Raw genomic sequence first — 18,779 nt, 5'->3', positions numbered from 1 at the left:
CGTGACCGCCCACTCCGTTCGTCGGTATCTCGCCAACCGTCCAGTAACGTGTGCCGAGAGTAGACGCGCGTCCAGAGGGAGCGATATCGAGAGCGCGCGCAAGCGAAACCGGCCGATTTCGGCCCGTTCGGCCGGACTCGCGGTCGACATTCGTCCAAAATCCCGGCAGACAGCTGCCGAGTTTCTTGACGGAGAACAACCTTATATCCATAATATCATACGGTAATCTGGACGGTCGTCTACCCAACGCCCCGAAATTTGCGATTTCGTAAACCCAATCCTTATGTAGTGTTGTTGCCAGAGATTTCTCCGTGAACGAGTTGACAAAGTCGGCACCGAATACGATAAAGTTGGACGTTCAAACGCAATAACCACAACACGATACAAATCATGGTACTCGAACCTCTGCAAACCTCACCGGAAACGCTCGAAACGTTGGTCACGGGAGTCAACCTCCTGTGGGTACTCGTCGTAACGTTCCTCATCTTCTTCATGCACGCCGGCTTCGCCATGCTCGAGGCGGGGCAGGTGCGCTCGAAGAACGTCGCGAACCAGCTCACGAAGAACCTCCTCACGTGGTCGGTCGGGGTGTCGGTGTTCTTCGTCATCGGTGCGGGCGTCTCGTCGCTCGTCGGCGGCGGCGGCTTCTCGCCCGCCTTCGTCGCCGAGAACCCGAACGACTGGGTCGGCTGGCTGTTCGGCGCCGTCTTCGCGATGACGGCGGCGACCATCGTCTCCGGGGCCGTGGCCGGTCGCGCGAAGCTCCGTGCCTACGTCACCTACACGTTCCTGCTGGCGGCGGTCATCTACCCGGTCGTCACCGGCATCACGTGGGCAGGTGCCTACATCAGCTTCGGCGGCGCCGCGTTCCACGACTTCGCCGGCGGCATGATCGTCCACGGCATGGGCGGCATCGCCGGCCTCACCGCCGCTTACGTCCTCGGCCCGCGCATGGGTCGGTACAACGAGGACGGGTCGGTGAACGTCATCCCCGGCCACTCGCTGACCTTCGCCGTGCTGGGGACGCTCATCCTCGCCTTCGGCTGGTACGGCTTCAACGTCGGCACGGCCGCGAGCGTCTTCGTCTTCACCGACGGCTCGCTCCAGCTCGGCGCGTTCTCCTACGTCGGTCGCGTCGCCATGACGACGACCATCGCGATGGCCGCCGGCGCTATCGGCGCCGCCGGCGTCGCGTGGGCGAAGACCGGGAAGGTCGACACGCTGTACGTCGCCAACGGGCTGCTCGCCGGTCTGGTCGGCATCACCGCGATTCCGGACACCACCTCGTGGTGGGGCGCCTTCCTCGTCGGCGGCCTCGCGGGTGCACAGCTCCCGATCGTGTTCAGCTTCATCGAGAAGCGCCTCCAGATAGACGACGTCTGTGCGGTCTTCCCGGTCCACGGGAGCGCCGGCGTGCTGGGGACGCTCATGTTCCCGTTCGTCGCCGCCGAGGCACCCGCAGGCGGCATCGTGAACGCCTTCATCGCACAGGTCATCGGCGTGGTCGCCATCGCCGCGTGGACCATCGTCGCGACGGCAGCGGTGTGGGGCGTCCTCAAGGCCATCGGACAGGCCCGCGTCACGCCAGAACACGAACAGGAGGGCCTCGACGTCAGCGAACACGGCGTCGAGACCTACCCCGAGTTCGGCTCCGGCGAGAGCGTGGTCGCCGACGGTGGCATGGTGAGCGAGAACGTGCGTACTGACGGAGGTTCCAAAGATGACTGAAGACACTGACATCAAGATGATTGTCGCAATGGTTCGACCGGACAAACTCGGCGACGTCAAGCAGGCGCTCGCGGAAGTGGGCGCGCCCTCGCTGACAGTCACCAACGTCTCCGGCCGCGGCTCACAGCCCGCGAAGAAGGGGCAGTGGCGCGGCGAGGAGTACGTCGTGGACCTCCACCAGAAGGTCAAGATCGAGACGGTCGTCGCAGACATCCCCGCTGACGAGGTCGTCGAAGCCATCGCCGAAGGCGCCCACACGGGCGAGAAGGGCGACGGCAAGATATTCGTCCTCCCGGTGGAGGACGCCTATCAGGTCCGGACGGGTAAGACCGGCCCAGAGGCAGTCTGAGCGGCACGCGATGGTCGACGACATCGACAGGCAGGTCGTGAACGCCTTGCTCCGGGACGGCCGGGCGAGCGCTCGTGACGTCGCCGCCGAGACCGGCGTCGCGGCCACGACCGTCTCGCGCCGGATGGACCAACTGGTCGAGTCCGGCGTCATCGAGGAGTACACGCCCCGACTCGACTATCAGGAGCTGGGCTACGAGGTCACCGCCGTCTTCCAGCTATCGGTCGACGGCAGTGGTCTCGTGGACGTGACCGAACGCCTGCGCGACCTGAAGAACATGGTCGCGGTGTACGAGGTCACGGGCAGCCACGATATCGTCGCCGTCGGGAAGTTTCGCGATACGAACGAGATGAACGCTCGCATCAAGGACCTGCTCACGGACCCGGACGTCGAGAGCGCGTCCACCTCGGTCGTGCTGAACACCGTCCGCGAACACGAGCAGTTCCCGGTCGACGACACCGACGCGTAGTCGGGCCGTCGGGGCCGCAGTTCTCTCCCTTTCGATACCGCCGAGCCCGTGGCTCGCCGTTCGCTGTCGGTTCGCCCACGGCACCACCGTCGAGGCCGGTGCCAGCCCCGCCGTGCGGTGGCGTTAAGCCGTTCGCGCCGTTCGAAGGGGTATGGGCCTGCAAGTCGACGTGCGGAAACTCGACCTCTTCAACCAGATGGCCAAGGAGGGGTCGGGGACCGTCGCGGACAACCTCGGCCAACTGACCGGCCTGAACGCGTCGGTACACACGTCACAGATCAACTTCCTCGACATCTCGGACGTCAAGACCCACATCGGGAGCGAGCGACAGGTCGGCATCTTCGTCGAGCTGAACGAACCGCCCTACGGCTACGTCCTGTTCATGCTCGACCCGGCCGACAGCAAGCGACTGGCCGGGGCGATGATGGGCGGGATGGGTGACCCGAGCGACGGCGACGGCTTCTCCGACATGGAACGGTCGGCCATGCAGGAGATAGGCAACATCATGACCTCGGCGTTCATCGACGGGTGGGCGAACGTGCTGGACACGACCATCGACATGGGGACGCCGAACTTCGTGTACGGCCCGGCGAGCGGCATCGTCGACAAGATGGGCGGGTGGCCGGAGTCGGAACTCGTCTTCGTCATCGACTCCCAGATCACCGTCGAGGACGGCGACCTCGGGATGACCGTCTACACGTTCCCGGAACTCGAATCGCTCGTCGCCCTCATCCAGAACATCGACGCCGACACCGACGTGGCCGTGGACACGAACGCCGGCGACGTGTTGTAGTCAGTCGTCGAGGTACCGCTCGCCCCAGTCCTGTAGCGCCTCGATTGCTGGGGCCAGCGCCTCGCCGTCGTCGGTCAGCGAGTACTCGACGCGGACCGGGCGGTCGTCGACGACGGTCCGGTCGACGACGCCCGCCGCTTCGAGGTCCGCGAGCGTCTCCGAGAGGACCTTGTTGGTGACAGCGCCGATGTCGTCGGCCAGGTCGCCGAACCCCAGCGGCCCGCGTGCGAGCAACCGGTGGACGACGACGGGATGCCACTTGTGTCCCAACACGTCCACGGCACAGGTCAGCCCACACCACGGGTCGTCGGTACACCACGACGCCGCACAGTCGGCGTCCGAACGCGTTTCGCTCATACCGTCACTACGCCGGCCGGAGCCCAAAAGGACGGGGGCGGGTTTCCGCACGGTAACCCGGTTCCCTGCGGCGTACAGCCGTTTTACGGCCGCTCGTCGCCACGAGCCACACGTGCACGTCGACATCGAGTACTGTGTCCCCTGTGGACTCCGCGACCACGCCATCGACCTCCAGAGAGCCCTCCTCGACGAGTACGGCCGCGGCCTCGACGGCGTCCGCCTGAGGCCGGGCCACGGCGGCGTCTTCCGCGTGACCGCCGACGGCGAGACGGTCTGGGACAAGGACGAGGAGGGTGGCATCGACGTCGACGCGATACTCTCCCGCGTCGGCGAGTGACAACGCCCAACTGGCCGGCCCGTCCACGTCCGGGCGTGTCGGTCACCGACCTCGTCGAGGACTACCTGCTGGGGTGGGTCCTGCTGGCCGTCGCCGTCGGTGTCCTCGTCCCCGAGGTGGCCGTCGTCACTCGGGCCGCGACGCCGATGCTCGCCGTGATGGTCGGGAGCGTCTCGCTGACGCTGTCGGCCGACCGGTTCCGGGCCATCGACCCCCGGCCGTTGGCGACGACGCTCCTCGCCCACCTCTCGATGCCGATAGTGGCGTTCGGCCTCGCACGTGCCCTCTCGCTGTCGCCGGCCCTGACCGTCGGGTTCGTCCTGCTGGGCGCGGTGACGCCGGAGCTCGTGACGCCGACGATGACCGAACTGGCCGGCGGGAACACCGCCCTGTCGTCGGTCGTGCTGGTCGTCGCGGGCGTCGGGAGTACGGTCGTCGTCCCCGTCGCCACCGGCCTGTTCGCCGGCGGCGTCACCGTCGACACGTGGCCCGTCGTCGAACAGTTGCTCGTCGCCGTCGTCGGGCCGATGGCGCTGGCTATCGCCGTCCGCGCGCGGTTCCCGACGCGCGTCGCCGCACACGAGGGCGTCTACCCGGCCGTCTCCGCGGTGATGGTCGTCCTCGTCATCGGCGGCGTGACAGGGGCGAACGCCGCGCTGTTGCGGAGCGACGGCGCGGTCCTCGCCGTCGTCGCGGCCGCGGCGCTGGCGCTCAACGGCGTGGGGTACGGCCTCGGATGGCTCTCGGCGAGTGGGAGCGACCGCCCGACCCGCATCGCCGGCGCGCTCTCGGTGGGGATGCGCGACTTCGCCGTCGCGGCGGCGCTGGTCGTCGCGGCGGGGTTCCCGCCGGACGCCGCGCTGCCGGCAGTCGTCTTCGGCGTCGTGGAGATGGCGACGAGCGCAGGGCTGGCGCGGTGGCTCTGAGACGGGGCGAGCGCAGAACGAACCGACGGAGGTGGACGGATACGACCAGCCCTCCGTCGGGGTGCCGGACTCCGGGCCGGCGGCCGCGTGTGGTAGCTCCGTGGGGCCGACGGACGGCCGCGGGCTACTCTACGAGTTCCGGTGCGGCGTCGTATGCCACCGCCTGTCGGCGTGGGACCACCGATTCGTCGCGGTCCTCGCTGTCGTCGTGCACGGTCAGTCGTCCGCCGACAGCCGTTCGCCGCTGGCGTCCGTCGGCGCCGGACTCTCGCCGTCGTCGAAGGGGTACCACGACTGCTTGCCGTCGGCGAGACAGGGGTCGGTGTACCCCTCGACCTCGTGTGGTTCGGCCAGTTCCACGATGGTCTCGTGGCCGGTGGCGTCGACCCACTCGCCGAAGGTCTGGCCCTCCGAGCGCAGCGCCGCGTACGCCTCGACGATGTTGGCTATCATGCCGGGCACCTCGTCGGCGGGCACGCGCTGGCGTACCCACTCGATGAAGGTCGGGTCCTCGCCCATGCCGCCGCCGACGCCGACGTCCATCGCCTCGACCATCTCGCCGTCCTTCCGGGCGCGCATCCCCTGGAGGCCGATGTCGGCGGTCATCGCCTGCCCGCAGTCGGCCGTACAGCCCGAGAAGTGCATCTTGATGCGGTCGACGTCGTCGGGCACGTCGACGTTGTCGCCCAGCCATCGCAGGAGGCGGGCCATGCGCGCTTTCGTCTCGGTGAGCGCGAGCGAGCAGAACTCCGTCCCGGTACAGGCCATCGCGCCCTGCACGAACGGGTTCGGTTCGGGCGAGTACGTCTCGAGGAGCGGTTCGTTCAGCAGGTTCGCGAGGTTCCCGTCGGGCACGTCCATGACGAGGGGGTTCTGCCGACGGGTCAGTCGCACCTCCCCGGAGCCGTAGGCGTCGGCGAGGTCGGCCAGTTCGATGGCGTCCTCGGCCGGGAGCCGACCGACCGGCACCGAGAGGCCGACGTAGTTCTCGTCGTCTCGCTGGTCGTAGACGCCGACGTGGTCGTGGGCACCGTGCGTCGCGTTCTTCCCGGCGTTGTACGTGTACTCGCCGCGGAAATCGGTGCCGGCGGTCTCGAACTCGAAGTCGAGGCGCTCGTCCAGTTCCTCGCGGATGGCGTCGGTCCCGTGTTCGTCGACGAAGAAGCGAGCGCGGTTCTTCGAACGGTTCTGTCGGTTCCCCGCCTCGTGGTAGAACTCGACGAACGCCCGCACCGTCTCGACGGCGTGGTCCGGCCGGACGAACAGGTCCAGCGGGCGCGCCTCGCGCGGTTCGCGGCCGCCGAGGCCGCCGCCGACGCGGACGTTGAACCCCTCGACCTCCTCGCCGTCGATTATCTTGTGGGCCGGTTCGAGGCCGACGTCGTTGATGGCGTCTTGCGCACACCCCTGCCGGCACCCCGACACCGAGATGTTGAACTTCCGGGGCATGTTCGCGAGGTCGTCGTCGTCGCGAATCGTCTCCTGAATCTCGTCTAAGATGGGGCGGGACTCGACGTACTCCTCGGCTTTCCCGGCGACCGGACAGCCGGAGATGTTGCGCATCGTGTCCCCGCCCGCGGAGCGAGAGGAGACGCCGACGGCTTCGAGTTTGTCCCAGATTTCGGGGATGTCCTCGAGTTTCAGCCAGTGCAGTTGGATGGACTGACGGGTCGTGAGGTCTATCCAGCCGTTGCCGAACTCGGGGTTCTCCGCCGGACCCTTCGCGTAGTCGCGGGCGACTTCGCCGATAGCTCGGAGCTGTTCTGGCTCCAGCACCCCGCCACAGTTCGTCAGTCGCATCATGAAGTACGACTCCTGCCCGCCGCGGTGGTGGAAGACGCCCCAGAACTTGAACCGCGAGAACCACGCCTCGCGCTCGTCCTCGGGGATGGACTCCCATCCCTGTTCGGCAAACTCCTCTAGCTTCTCGCGCACGTCGTCGCCGTACAGTTCGCCTTTGACGTCCTCTTTCTTGTGTGCCATGGTCAGACTCCCTCGGTTACGAAAGTTCGTTTACTTTTGTCGTTCATATATTGTCGAACGTCCGCTAATTCACGTTTTGTCGTTGCATCTAGAACCCTAAAACGGTAGTCCTTGACAAAATAGCCATTACGACCGCTCCGGCGGACGACCGTCCAGAACGGCCCCGTGGATGCGGAGTGAGGACGGCGACTTTGACGAACGTAACATTCCCCCTGCTGGGGCGGACGACCGTCCAAAACCGCTCGGGTGGTGACGGAACCGACGCAGGACGGGAAACGACGAGAGCGACGACGGGTCGGTCACGTCGACTGGGACTCGGCGGCCCGCAGGCCGGCGCGAGTGTCGATGTCGCTGACGGCACGTGCCGGCGCGGGGCCGGGCACGACCGTCATCGTCAGGCGGTCGAGCAGGACCCTGAGCGCACCCGACCCCAGTCCGAGCGTGGTGTCCGCGGCCTCGACGGCGGCCCGCGTGTCGTAGACGGCCGCGAGCGGTCGGAGGCGCCCACCGATACGGGGGACGGCTCCGTCGTCCTCGCTGGCCTCGAACAGCCGTTCGGCCAGCCGCGGTCGGACGAAGGGCATGTCACAGGCCGTGACGAACGTCTCCCGCCCGCGGGCGATCCGACAGCCAGCGCGGACGCCGGCGACCGGGCCGCCGTCGGGGACGGGGTCGACGGCGAGGCGGTAGTCGTGGCCAGCCAGTGCATCGGCGATGGCCGCGCGCTGTCCGCGTCGGCAGTTGACCACCACCTCGTCGACGGCAGGGTCGATTCGGTCGACGACGCGGCGGACGAGCGGCGTCCCGTCAAGTTCCGCCGTCGCCTTGTCTTCGGCACCGAAGCGGGTCGAGTAGCCGCCCGCGAGGACGACGCCACTGCGCATCAGTCGTCTCCGGACGCCACCGCCTCCGTCCCGCTGCTGTCGCCGACAAAGCCGGCCGTGTTGGCGACTTTCGCGACTTCCGGGCGGAACACCCACGCGGCCAGCAGGACGATGGGAATCATCGACGCCCCCACGATGGAGTAGCCGAGGTGGAGGTTCGCCAGCCACGGGGCGGAGTAGACAAGCGGGTAGAGGATGCCACCGACCGTGCCGACGCCGCCGACGACGCCCGCGACCGCACCGGAACTGTTGGGGAACATCGAGGGGACCATCGCGAAGATGGAGCCCTCGGCGAAGGCACAGGCCGTGCCGACGAGGAAGCCGACGACGACGGCGTTCAGCAGGACGCCCGAGAGCCCGGCCAGCGTCATCCCGAACATCGTCACGACGATGAAACACAGCGTGACGAACGTCCACTGCTCGCGGTAGCGGCCGTGGAAGAACGGTAGGATGTCCATCTCCTTGCGAGCGAGCACGTCGCTGACGTAGCCGCCGATAGGCCGGAGCAGGCCGGCGGCGATGGAGAAGGTGGCGGCGAACGTGCTCGCGAGCACGAGGTTGTTCTGGTTGAACGCCTCGCGGTAGTAGGTCGCGAGCCAGCCGTTCATCGACAGTTCGAGGCCGAAGGACATGATGTACGCCAGCGCGAGGACGACGGTGCCGTAGCGCGTGGCCGTGTGAATCCAGTCCTTGAAGCTCGCGTTGTCTTTCGTGGCCTGCCGTTTCTCCTCGCTCTTCGCGGCCTCGCCGAGCGTGTAGTACGCGATAGCGAGGAAGATGGAGACGACGCCGGTGTAGAAGAAGGCCGCGCGCCAGTTCGTCGAGAACAGCGGGCCGCTCCAGCCACTGCCGAACACGCGCGGGAGGACGAGTGCCCCGCCCGCGGCACCGGCGTTGCCGACGCCGGCGTAGATGCCCTCGGCGAGACCGAGGTTCTCCTCCTCCCACCACTCGGCGACGTGCTGGATGCCGATGACGAACGTGATGCCCGCCGTCGCGACGATGATGCGGGTGGCGAAGAACAGCGAGTACGTCTCGATGAACGCGCTCGCCATCGAGAACACGCCGACGTACGCCAGCACGATGGCGAAGATGGTCGGCGCGCCGAACTTGTCGGAGAGCCACCCCGTGAGCATCCGGCCGAACGGCGCCATCCAGATGGCCGAACTGGCGAGGATGCCGATCTCCGCCGTCGTCAGACCGAACTCCTCGGCCATCGGCCCGGTGAACGGGGCGAACGAGAACCAGATGAGAAAGGAGAAGTTGAACCCGATAGTCGCCAGCAGCAGCGTCCGGTACTTCGTCATCCGAATCAGTCCCATGAGGCCACCTCCGCAGACGTGGTCGGCTGTCCACTTCCGACCGATTCTGCTTGTACTTCATGAACTTTACTTCGCTTTTCTCTGACGTTCGCACACATTGATACAGAATGTCGTAACGAACACGAGATAATAACCCTATCCGTTTACAAAATCGTAACTTTCTGCTCCTACGCGCACATCCCACCAATCCGGACGGCTCTGTCTCGCTGCGACGAGCGTTTTTTCGTAACACCAGCAAAGACGGCGGTCCAACTGTGCAATCGTCAATCCGTCGCGTCGGCAGCGCAGTTTCTCGAATTATTTCGCAGTCCAAAGTGTCTATATACGCTGTCTCGCTCGCTTTCGGCGTCGAACCGGGACATATACTCGGCGGCGCGAGTGCCGATATTTTCGTGCAACGAAAGCGTTATTCGTGCAGTTGCACGATAATAGAATCGATAAATCGCCGTCGATTGTGCGCACTTATGAGAGAAGACAGAGAGGAGACGGCAGAATAATGTACGAACGTCAAACCCAACCGCGACGCACCCACGCCGACCGTCCGCGGGCCCGGTTCCCGTGGACGGGACGAGGGACGGCCCGTCTCGACAGATGACCTACTGGAAACCGACCACGTGCATGCGGTGTGCGGTCGGCTGTGGCCAGCAGCAGCGCGGCGTCGACGAGGGGTACGGCGTCGACAAGGTGCGAGGCGACTACGACCACCCCGGGACCAGGGGACTCTCCTGCGAGCGCGGCATCAGGGAGACGGCGGACCCGGCGGGCGAGTGGCTCACGGAACCGCTGGTCCGCCGGGGAGACACGCTCAGACCCACGTCCTGGGAGACGGCGCTCGGCCTCGTCGCCACGGAACTCATCCAGGCGATAGCCGAGGACCCGGATTCGGTGGCGGTCCTCGGGAGCGGGCAACAGACCAACGAGGCCGCCTACGCGCTCGGCAAACTCGCCCGCGGTGGTATCGGCACCAAACACTTCGACGCCAACACGACGCTGTGCATGTCCTCGGCGGTGGCCGCGTACTACGACGCCTTCGGCAGCGACGCCCCGCCGCCGACCTACGACGACGTCCCCGAGGCGAAGACACACGTCGTCTGGGGGGCCAACCCCGCCGCGGCCCACCCCGTGCTGTACCGCTGGATTCTCGACAGCGCCGGCGACGACGACAGCCGACTCGTCGTGGTCGACCCCGTCGAGAGCGAGACGGCGGTCGACGCCGACCAGTTCGTCCAGCTCGAACCCGGCACCGACCTCGAACTCGCTCGGGCGGTCCTCGCCCACGTCGTCGACACCGACGGCGTCGACCGGGCGTTCGTCGACGACCACACCGACGGCTTCGACGAGTTGGTGGCGTCGCTCCCGGACGTCGACGCCGCGGCGAGCACGGCCGGCGTCGACACCGACACGGTCGAGACGCTGGCCGCGGCGTTCGCCGACCCGACGCTGTTGTACTGGGGGATGGGCGTCAACCAGAGTGCCAACGGGACCGACGCCGCTCGGATGCTCGTCAACCTGTGTCTCGCAACGGGCAACGTGGGCCCGGGGTCCGGCCCGTTCTCGCTGACCGGACAGGCCAACTCGATGGGGGCGCGCGTGGTCGCCTCGAAAGACACGTGGCCCGGCCACCGGCCGTTCACCGAGAAGGAACACCGGGAGGCCGTCGCCGAGACGTGGGGCGTCCCGCTCGGTCGGTTGCCCGAGTCGTCCGGCCCCGGTCCGGTCGGCATCGTCGACCAGATGAACCGGGGTAACGTCGACATCTGCTGGACGGTCGCCACGAACCCCGTCGCGGGGATGCCCGACGCCAGCAACGTCACGCGGTCGCTCGACGACGTCTTTCTGGTCGCACAGGACGCGTTCCGCTCGGAGACGGTCGAACACGCCGACGTCGTCCTGCCGGCGGCGACGTGGGGCGAGACGGAGGGGACGACGATGAACATGGAGCGGCGCGTCTCCAGAGTGACCGCCGTGAGCGACGTCGTCGACACCGTCCGGCAGGACATCGACATCATCGCCGCCGTCGGGAACCGCGTCGACGACGCCCTGTTCCCGGAACCGACGCTGGACCCCGAGGCGGTGTTCGACGAGATTCGCGACCTGACCGCGGGGACGCGGGCGGACTGCTCGGGCATCACCTACGACCGCCTCGACGCGGAACTGGCCGTCCGGTGGCCGGCCCCGGACACGTCCACGCAGGGCGGCTACCGCTACTACGACGACGGCGACTGGTCGTTCCCGACCGACTCGGGCAACGCCCAATTCAGGACGGCGACGTTCGACGGACTCCCGGAACCGACCGACGCGGCCTATCCGCTCCTCCTGACGACCGGCCGCCGGGCCGAGGCGTACAACACGGGTGTCCGGACCCGGAAGGAGGGCGGTGGGGTCCCGACGGCGCGCATCCACCCCGAGACGGCCGGCCAGTACATCGACTTACTCGACCGTGGTCGGACCGTCGTCGAGTCGCGCCGGGCGCGCGTGACCGTCGACCTCGCGCCGGACGACAGCATCCCACCCGGTGCCATCTGGATGGACGTCCACAACCCCGCGGTCAACGAACTGACCCTGCCGGTCGTCGACACCGAGTCGAAGGAACCGAACTACAAGCAGTGTGCCGTCAGGTTGTCGTCGCCGGACACCTCCACGACGGTGACCCGGAGCGGCCTCCCTCGGACGGGCACGTACGGCGACGACTGAGCGGTCGCCGTTCGCCACCGCGTGGCCGAGAACTCCCGCTCCCGAGGCGTCGGGTCAGTCGGCCGCGGCCGGCGGCACCTCGATGTCGGGCGCGACGAGACGCACCGCACACTGCTTGAAGTGCGGTTCCTTCGATTGCGGGTCCCGTTCGGAGAGCGTCAGGCGGTTCGTCGCCGGGTGGTGGATGGGGAGCCACACCATCCCACGCGGGACGCCCTCGTCTTCGTCGACGAGGACCGTCGCGGACCCGCGCCGGGAGGTCACCGTCAGGCGGTCGTCGGTCACGCGGTCGGCGTGGGCCGCGACCGTCTTGGGATGGATGCGGGCCACGAGGTCACCGGCGGCCCCGTCGCGCGAGCGGACGCCGGTGTTGTACCCGTCGGCCTCGCGGGCGGTGGTCAGCGTCAGCGGGTAGTCGTCGTCGGTCGGTTCCGGCAGGTCGCTCTGCCGGCCGGTCGAGAACTGGGCGTTGCCGCTCGCGGTGGGGAACGCCCACGACTCCGCGCCGTCCGCCTCGTCCTCGTAGTACCGGTAGCCGCCGGCGCTGTCCGCGTCGGGGGCCGGCCACCGGACGGCGTGGGCGTCCTCCAAGCGGTCGTAGGTGATGCCCGAGCAGTCCGCGACGGTGCCCTCGGTGAGCGCCGCGAACTCGTCGAAGACGTCGCTCGGGTCCGGCGACGTGCTCTCGAAGAGGCCGGGGAACAGGCGGGACCCGATGGTCGCGACGATGTCGAGGTCCTGATGGACGCCGCTGGGGACCTCCGTCGCGGCACGGACCCGCGAGATGGTCCGCTCCATGTTCGTCGTCGTCCCCTCGCTCTCGCCCCACGTCGCCGCCGGTAACACTACGTCGGCCAGTCGGGTCGTCTCGGTGTGGAAGGCGTCCTGTGCGACGAGGAAGGTGTCAGCGAGCGTCTCGCGGGCGCTGTCGGCGTCGGGCATCCCCGCGACGGGGTTCGTGGCGACGGCCCAGACGGCGTCTGGGTCGGCTTCGAGCATCCCGACCGGCCCCGGCCCGGTGTCGTCGGGCAGGCGGTCGACCGGCACGTCCCACGCGTCGGCGACCAGTCGGCGGTGGTCCGGGTCGCCGAAGGCGCGCTGGCCGGGCCAGGACCCCTTCGAGGAGCAGACACGGGTGCCCATCGAGTTGGCCTGCCCGGTCAGCGAGAACGGGCCGCCACCGGGTCGGAGGTTCCCCGAGGCCAGCGTGAGGTCGACGAGTGCGCGGGCCGTCTCGGTGCCCTGAACGTGCTGGTTGATGCCCATGCCCCAGTACAGCAGGGCGCGCTGAGCCATCGCGTCGGCCAGCAGGTCGACCTCGGCCATCTCGACACCCGCCTCCTCGGCCGCCTCGGTGGCGGTCGGCAGCGCCGCCAGCAACTCGTCGAACCCGTCGGTCGCCTCGGCGACGAACGCCTCGTCGACGCGGTCGGTCTCGACCAGTCGCGCGAGGACGGCCCGCGCCAGTGCGAGGTCCTTGCCGGGGTCGAGCGCGACGTGGTGGTCGCTGTTCTCGGCCGTCTCCGAGCGGATGGGGTCGACGGTGAGGAGTTCGACGCCCTCGGCGTCGGCCGCTTGCCGAATCCAGCGGAACATCACCGGGTGGGCGACGGCGGGGTTGGCCCCCCAGACCACGTGTCGGTCGGCGTCCTCGATGTCGGCGTAGGTACAGGGCGGGGCGTCGCTGCCGAACGCCTGATAGTACGCCGTCACGGCGCTGGCCATGCACAGCGTGGTGTTGGCGTCGTACAGTCGGGTTCCGAAGCCGCCGCGAGCGACCTTCCCGAGGGCGTAGGCGGCCTCGTTGGTCTGCTGGCCGCTCCCGAGGACTGCCACCGAATCCGGGTCGCTCTCGTGGGCCTCCCGCAGGCCCTCGACGGCCCGGGCGAGCGCCACGTCCCACGTCGTCTGGCGCAACTCGCCGTCGTCGCGGACCATCGGCCGCGTGAGCCACTGGCCGTCGGGGTCGCGGCTCTCCTGGATGCCGCGAGCGCAGGCCAGTCCCTGATTGACGGGGTGGGCGGCGTCGCCCCGCACCGTGTCGATGCCGTACCCGATGTCGGCGGCGCGGTGCATGTGCCCACACCCGACCGCACACCGCATACACGTCGTCGGGACCCAGTCGCTCATGCCACACCACGCGCCCGCTGGGCGCACGACCGTCCGACCGGGACCGAGAGGTAAACACGTTCGGCAAACATTTCTCTGTCTATCCGAAAGGTGAGGCAATACAAAACGCTATCTCTTGACGAAAGTCTATCTTTCACGAGTTTCAGACAGTGTTCGTCCAGTACCTGTGGGTCGGGCGGCGTGACCCGTCAGGTTCTTTCTGACAGCGTTCGAACCCAGCGGCATGAACCACGAGCAGTCGCGAGCGCTGTACGACCGCGCGCTGTCGGTGATGCCGGGTGGCGTGAACTCGTCGGTCCGGGCCGTCCGCCCGTACCCGTTCTTCGTCCAGAAGGGCGACGGCGGCCACGTCGTCGACGCCGACGGCAACCGCTACATCGACTTCGTGATGGGCTACGGCCCCCTCTTGCTGGGCCACGACATGCCCGAACAGGTCCAGTCCGCCGTCCAGCGACACGCCGCCGAGGGGCCGATGTACGGCGCGCCCACCGAGGTAGAGGTGGAACTCGCCGAGTTCGTCACCCGCCACGTCCCCAGCGTCGAGATGCTCCGGTTCGTCAACTCCGGGACGGAGGCCACCGTCTCCGCCGTGCGACTCGCCCGTGGCTACACCGGCCGGGACAAGATCGTCGTGATGCAGAGCGGCTACCACGGCGCACAGGAGTCCACCCTCGTCGAGGGCGAGGGCGACCACACCCACCCGTCGAGTCCGGGCATCCCCGAGAGCTTCGCCGAACACACGCTGACGGTGCCGTTCAACGACCCCGAGGCCGCCCGCGCGGTGTTCGACGAACACGGCGACGACATCGCCGCCGTCCTCACCGAACCAATCCTCGGGAACTACGGCATCGTCCACCCCGTCGACGGCTACCACGAGACGCTCCGGGGCCTCTGTAACGACCACGGGTCGCTGCTCATCTTCGACGAGGTCATCACCGGGTTCCGCGTCGGCGGCCTCCAGTGTGCACAGGGGAAGTTCGGCGTCGAACCGGACGTCACCACCTTCGGGAAGATAGTCGGCGGCGGGTTCCCCGTCGGCGCCATCGGCGGCAAGAGCGAGATAATCGAGCAGTTCACGCCGGCCGGCGACGTGTTCCAGTCCGGCACCTTCTCCGGCCACCCGGTGACGATGGCGGCGGGGCTGGAGACGTTGCGGTATGCAGCCGAACACGACGTATACGGCCACGTGAACGAACTCGGGGACCGGATGCGCTCCGGCCTGCAGGACATCCTCGAAGACCAGGCCCCAGAGTACACCGTCGTCGGGACGGACTCGATGTTCAAGGTCGTCTTCACGCGTGACGGCCCCGATACCTTCGAAGGTCACTGCGAGGGTGGCTGTCAGCAACGGCCCGAGTGCCCCCGGTACGACTACTGTCCGAAGGACGGCAGCGACGTGAAACAGGCCGAGACCGAGCGGTGGGAGCGCCTGTTCTGGCCCGCGATGAAAGAGCAGGGCGTCTTCCTCACGGCGAACCAGTTCGAGTCACAGTTCATCTGTGATGCCCACACAGCAGAGGACGTAGACGATGCCCTCGAAGCCTACAAAGAGGCGATATGAAGTGAGCGACGACGACATCGCCCTCTCGGAGAAGCGGATGTACGGGGAGAAACGGCCGGAGACCCACGCCTACGTCGCGTCTGGCCTCGGCGTGACCCGGGTCGAGACGGCCGGCGGACAGGTCGGCCGGTTCAGTCTCGAACGGCGCTGTACCGCCCGTGACGTCGCCGGCGCGAACGGCGAAGTGGCCGTCGCCACCGACGAGTCGGTGCTGGTCTCGACCGAGGACGGCTTCGCGACCACGGGATTCGGACCGGCGACGGCCGTCGGCTACGACGCCGACGGCCTGCTGGCGGCGGGCGACGGCCGCGTGGCCCGCTACGCCGACGGCGAGTGGGTGACACTGGGCGAGGTGGCCGACGTTCGGGCCGTCGACGGCGACCTGCTGGCGGCGGCCGGCGGCGTCTACCGTCTCCCCGACTGCGAGCGCCTCGGCCTCGCGGACGTGACGGACGTGGCGCCGGGCTACGCCGCCACCGCCGACGGTCTCTACGCCCTCGACGACGGCGAGTGGACCGAGGTCCGGTCGGGCCGCCACAGCGCGGTGGCGAGCGACGACACCCGCACCCACGCGGCCGACGACGACGGCCTCTCCGAACTGGTCGACGGCGACTGGCGAGCGTGTGACCTCCCGGTGCGCGAACGGGTCGTCGACGTGACCTACGGCGAGGACACCTACGCGATAACCGAGGACGGCACCTTCCTCGTCGACACCGCCGACGAGGCCACCGCCGACGGCCGCGGTGGGTGGCGCCAGCGTTCGCTCGGCGTCCCCGACGTCGTCGGCGTCGCCGTGGCCTGACCCGCGACCGTCTGCCGACCGGGACAGCCGCCGGGTTTCGGTCGTGAGACAACTGCCGGTCGTAGCCGGTGACACAGCCGCAGGGTGGGACTGAAAGGGGCGACGCGTTCGGCGAAGCACGCCGACGCAAGCACTGGACTGAGCGAGCGGAGCGAGCGAAGGAAGCGCACAGCGAGGCGCGCGAGTCGAGCGCGTCGGGGCTTTCTGACGGTCTGCTCGATAGCGTCGGTACGTCCCAGAATCGCCCTCGCTAGCCCTCGAATCGAAAAGGGGTTTAGCCCGGCCAGCCACCCCTCGCACATGATTATCCCCGGGGCCGACACGCAGGCGTTCGCCGCGGCGCTGGCCGACGCCACCGACGAGCGACTGGGGCGGGTCGAGTACGAACAGTTCGCGGACGGCGAACACGTGGTGCGCGTGCCCGAGGCCGTCGCGGGCGAGCGTGCCGTCGTCGTCGCCTCCACCGTCGACAGCGACGCGCACGTACAGGTGCTCCAGTTGCAGGACGCGGTCCGCGAGGCCGGCGCCAGCGAGGTGGTCACGGTCCTGCCGTACATGGGCTACGCGCGACAGGACGAGGCCTTCCGCGCGGGGGAACCGGTCTCCTCGCGGGCGATGGCGCGGGCCATCTCGACGGGCACCGACCGCGTGCTCACCGTCAACCCCCACGAGCCGTCGGTGTGTGACTTCTTCGACGTGCCGACCACTCACGTCGACGCTGCCGGCGTCCTCGCGGACCCCCTCCCCGAAGATTTGGCGGACCCGCTCTTTCTCTCGCCCGACGAAGGGGCCATCGACCTGCCGATAAGCGCCAGAGACGCCTACGGCGAGGGCGAGACGGACTACTTCGAGAAGGACCGGGACTACGACAGCGGCGAGGTAGAGATCACGCCGAGCGACGCGCCCGTCGCGGGGCGGGACGTGGTGCTCGTCGACGACATCATCGCGACGGGGTCGACGATGAGCGAGTCCGTCGAGGTGCTGAAAGAGCGAGAGGCACGCCGCGTGTTCGTCACCTGCGTCCACCCGATGCTGGCGAGCAACGCGCTGACGAAACTGGCGGCGGCCGGCGTCGAGGCCGTCTACGGCACCGACACGTTAGAGCGCGCGGTCAGCGAGGTCAGCGCTGCGCCCGTCGTCGCCGCCGAACTCTGATTACCACTCGGCCAGGCCCGCCCGACCGTGCCGGACCGTGAGGATGCCCAGAAACGCCGCGACGCCGGTGAACGCCGACGCCGCGCCGAGGTAGAACACCCACTCCATCCCGACGTTCGTCGTGAGCCACCCACCGGCGAGCGGCGCGAGGACGGCCCCGGGCCGCCAGACCAAATCACGGACGCCGAAACTGGAGGCGACGCCGCTGCCGCTCCCCTCGTCGGCGAACAGCGCCATGCTCGCCGGTTCGCGGATGGAGTCCGCGACGCCGAGGAGGGCGTTCAGGGCCACGAGCGGGAGAAACGCCGGCGAGAGGTCGCCGAAGTAGGGGAACACCGCCGGGAGCCCCAGCGCCGACCCGATGCCCGGCGTGAACGGGACGACGAGCGCCACGAGTCCGTAGCAGAGGCCGCCGACGAAGACGAAGCGGGCGCGGCCGAAGCGGTCCGAGAGACTCCCGGTGTAGGGCTGGACGAGCATGTTGGTGAACTTCTCGGCGGCGAGGACGACGGCGACGGCCGTCGCGCCGTGTATCGCCGCGTTGTACCCCAGCCCGCCGCGAGCGGCCGCCACGCCGGCGAAGATGGGCACCCACGTCCGGACGAGGGTGACGGCGACGGCGTACTGGGCGCGGAAACTCGTGATGGTGAGGATGCGGCGGTTCAGCGCGAGGTCGGTGAAGGCGAACCCGTCGGTGGTCGTCTCGTCGGGGTCGACCCAGACGAAGACGGCGGCGAACGCCAGTGCGCTGATGGCCATCAACAGGCCGAACACCGCGTCGAAGCCGAACGTGTCGTAGAGGATGCCCGCCGACAGCGACCCGCCGATGGCCGCCGCGAACCGCCAAGAGTTGGACATCCCGATGGTGGTCCCCCGTTCGCTCTCGCGGGCGAGTTGCCCGACCAGCGACAGTCCCAGCAGTCCCGCGACGGTGGCGGCGACGCCCTGCAACCCGCGGACGAAGACGAACCCCCAACTGGACCCGACCAGCGGGAACAGGCCGTAGACGGCGGTGGCGAGCGTCAGCCCCGCCAGCAGTATCGTCCGCTTGTCGAACCGGTCGCCCAGATACGACACCGGGACGACGGTGCCCGCCTGTGCGAGCGTCAGCCCCGTGGCGAACATCCCGAGGACGAACCCCTGTGGGTCCAGCAGGTCGATGTACGTCGGCAGGAGCGTCAGCAGCGTCACGATACCGAACGAGTTGGCGAAGCGAGTGAAAAAGAGCGCCTGCAGTTGCCGTCGGTCTGTCACTGCTCGGTAGCAGCCTACATCACAGCAAATCCGTT

At 68.2% G+C, this 18,779-nt stretch carries 16 protein-coding genes; 10 read left to right on the top strand and 6 right to left on the bottom strand.

The features are described 5' to 3' along the window. The first annotated feature begins 390 nt into the window (after nt 1–390). From EGH21_RS06195 to EGH21_RS06180, 4 genes are all read left to right on the top strand, one after another. Complete coding sequence (locus EGH21_RS06195) at nt 391–1,728, top strand: ammonium transporter (RefSeq protein ID WP_220617607.1); 1,338 nt, start codon at nt 391–393, stop codon at nt 1,726–1,728. Continuing rightward, entirely contained in the window at nt 1,721–2,077 is a 357-nt protein-coding gene (gene glnK1 / locus EGH21_RS06190) for a nitrogen regulatory protein GlnK1 (protein ID WP_236035434.1), read from the top strand. The genes EGH21_RS06195 and glnK1 overlap by 8 nt, the downstream gene beginning before the upstream one ends. Before the next feature lie 10 nt (nt 2,078–2,087). Next, on the top strand, nt 2,088–2,546 hold the full coding sequence (gene lrp, locus EGH21_RS06185) for an HTH-type transcriptional regulator Lrp (protein ID WP_220617606.1): 459 nt from the start codon (nt 2,088–2,090) through the stop codon (nt 2,544–2,546). A gap of 151 nt (nt 2,547–2,697) precedes the next feature. Continuing rightward, nucleotides 2,698–3,339 carry a chemotaxis protein CheC gene (locus EGH21_RS06180; protein ID WP_220617605.1) on the top strand — a complete coding sequence of 214 codons (642 nt, stop codon included), beginning with the start codon at nt 2,698–2,700 and terminating at the stop codon, nt 3,337–3,339. Here EGH21_RS06180 and EGH21_RS06175 read toward each other — a convergent pair whose 3' ends face one another. Further along, nucleotides 3,340–3,696 (bottom strand): winged helix-turn-helix transcriptional regulator, encoded by a 357-nt coding sequence (locus EGH21_RS06175; RefSeq protein WP_220617604.1) that lies wholly within the window; start codon nt 3,694–3,696, stop codon nt 3,340–3,342. Nucleotides 3,697–3,808: 112 nt separating this feature from the next. Here EGH21_RS06175 and EGH21_RS06170 point away from each other — a divergent pair, with 112 nt between their 5' ends. Together EGH21_RS06170 and EGH21_RS06165 are read left to right on the top strand one after the other, a co-directional pair. Beyond that, nucleotides 3,809–4,033, top strand: coding sequence for an Rdx family protein (locus EGH21_RS06170; RefSeq protein WP_220618010.1), 225 nt, complete (start codon nt 3,809–3,811; stop codon nt 4,031–4,033). A gap of 35 nt (nt 4,034–4,068) precedes the next feature. After that, nucleotides 4,069–4,959 (top strand): bile acid:sodium symporter family protein, encoded by an 891-nt coding sequence (locus tag EGH21_RS06165; RefSeq protein ID WP_220617603.1) that lies wholly within the window; start codon nt 4,069–4,071, stop codon nt 4,957–4,959. A 216-nt stretch (nt 4,960–5,175) separates the two neighbouring features. On the opposite strand, the gene EGH21_RS06160 is transcribed toward EGH21_RS06165, so the two are convergent. The 3 genes from EGH21_RS06160 to EGH21_RS06150 form a co-directional block, all read right to left on the bottom strand. Further along, complete coding sequence (locus tag EGH21_RS06160) at nt 5,176–6,942, bottom strand: nitrite/sulfite reductase (RefSeq protein WP_220617602.1); 1,767 nt, start codon at nt 6,940–6,942, stop codon at nt 5,176–5,178. A gap of 299 nt (nt 6,943–7,241) precedes the next feature. After that, entirely contained in the window at nt 7,242–7,826 is a 585-nt protein-coding gene (gene mobA, locus EGH21_RS06155) for a molybdenum cofactor guanylyltransferase (protein ID WP_220617601.1), read from the bottom strand. Further along, nucleotides 7,826–9,148 carry an MFS transporter gene (locus EGH21_RS06150; protein ID WP_220617600.1) on the bottom strand — a complete coding sequence of 441 codons (1,323 nt, stop codon included), beginning with the start codon at nt 9,146–9,148 and terminating at the stop codon, nt 7,826–7,828. Before EGH21_RS06150 ends, mobA begins: the two co-directional genes overlap by 1 nt. A 591-nt stretch (nt 9,149–9,739) precedes the next feature. Here EGH21_RS06150 and nasA (EGH21_RS06145) point away from each other — a divergent pair. Then, the gene (nasA, locus tag EGH21_RS06145) at nt 9,740–11,842 is read left to right on the top strand and encodes an assimilatory nitrate reductase NasA (RefSeq protein WP_220617599.1); all 2,103 of its coding nucleotides are present in this window, start codon (nt 9,740–9,742) and stop codon (nt 11,840–11,842) included. A gap of 54 nt (nt 11,843–11,896) precedes the next feature. On the opposite strand, the gene nasA (EGH21_RS06140) is transcribed toward nasA (EGH21_RS06145), so the two are convergent. After that, complete coding sequence (gene nasA / locus EGH21_RS06140) at nt 11,897–13,972, bottom strand: assimilatory nitrate reductase NasA (RefSeq protein WP_220617598.1); 2,076 nt, start codon at nt 13,970–13,972, stop codon at nt 11,897–11,899. A 223-nt stretch (nt 13,973–14,195) separates the two neighbouring features. Between nasA (EGH21_RS06140) and hemL the strand changes: the two genes are divergently transcribed. The 3 genes from hemL to prs all read left to right on the top strand — a co-directional run bounded on the left by hemL (nt 14,196) and on the right by prs (nt 17,490). Then, complete coding sequence (hemL, locus tag EGH21_RS06135; protein ID WP_220617597.1) at nt 14,196–15,533, top strand: glutamate-1-semialdehyde 2,1-aminomutase; 1,338 nt, start codon at nt 14,196–14,198, stop codon at nt 15,531–15,533. A gap of 1 nt (nt 15,534) precedes the next feature. Then, nucleotides 15,535–16,335, top strand: a complete 801-nt coding sequence (locus tag EGH21_RS06130; protein ID WP_220617596.1) for an HVO_0234 family beta-propeller protein — start codon at nt 15,535–15,537, stop codon at nt 16,333–16,335. Nucleotides 16,336–16,635: 300 nt separating this feature from the next. Next, nucleotides 16,636–17,490 (top strand): ribose-phosphate diphosphokinase, encoded by an 855-nt coding sequence (gene prs, locus EGH21_RS06125; RefSeq protein ID WP_220617595.1) that lies wholly within the window; start codon nt 16,636–16,638, stop codon nt 17,488–17,490. Here the strand turns inward: prs and EGH21_RS06120 are convergent, their stop codons facing one another. Continuing rightward, a complete protein-coding gene (locus EGH21_RS06120) occupies nt 17,491–18,744 on the bottom strand; it encodes an MFS transporter (protein WP_220617594.1) in 1,254 nt (417 codons plus the stop codon). Nucleotides 18,745–18,779: the final 35 nt, after the last annotated feature.

Origin of the sequence: Haloarcula rubra, from assembly GCF_019599465.1 — an archaeon.
Classification (GTDB): Archaea; Halobacteriota; Halobacteria; order Halobacteriales; family Haloarculaceae; genus Haloarcula; species Haloarcula rubra.
This window is presented reverse-complemented; position numbering and strand designations above follow the sequence as displayed.

Bases quoted from the DNA above. Each gene is read 5' to 3' on its own strand.
- EGH21_RS06180 (WP_220617605.1), top strand. From the start codon at position 2,698: ATGGGCCTGCAAGTCGACGTGCGGAAACTCGACCTCTTCAACCAGATG.
- EGH21_RS06195 (WP_220617607.1), top strand. From the start codon at position 391: ATGGTACTCGAACCTCTGCAAACCTCACCGGAAACGCTCGAAACGTTG.
- nasA (WP_220617599.1), top strand. From the start codon at position 9,740: ATGACCTACTGGAAACCGACCACGTGCATGCGGTGTGCGGTCGGCTGT.
- nasA (WP_220617598.1), bottom strand. From the start codon at position 13,972: ATGAGCGACTGGGTCCCGACGACGTGTATGCGGTGTGCGGTCGGGTGT.
- glnK1 (WP_236035434.1), top strand. From the start codon at position 1,721: ATGACTGAAGACACTGACATCAAGATGATTGTCGCAATGGTTCGACCG.
- mobA (WP_220617601.1), bottom strand. From the start codon at position 7,826: ATGCGCAGTGGCGTCGTCCTCGCGGGCGGCTACTCGACCCGCTTCGGT.
- hemL (WP_220617597.1), top strand. From the start codon at position 14,196: ATGAACCACGAGCAGTCGCGAGCGCTGTACGACCGCGCGCTGTCGGTG.
- EGH21_RS06150 (WP_220617600.1), bottom strand. From the start codon at position 9,148: ATGGGACTGATTCGGATGACGAAGTACCGGACGCTGCTGCTGGCGACT.
- EGH21_RS06175 (WP_220617604.1), bottom strand. From the start codon at position 3,696: ATGAGCGAAACGCGTTCGGACGCCGACTGTGCGGCGTCGTGGTGTACC.
- prs (WP_220617595.1), top strand. From the start codon at position 16,636: ATGATTATCCCCGGGGCCGACACGCAGGCGTTCGCCGCGGCGCTGGCC.
- EGH21_RS06160 (WP_220617602.1), bottom strand. From the start codon at position 6,942: ATGGCACACAAGAAAGAGGACGTCAAAGGCGAACTGTACGGCGACGAC.
- lrp (WP_220617606.1), top strand. From the start codon at position 2,088: ATGGTCGACGACATCGACAGGCAGGTCGTGAACGCCTTGCTCCGGGAC.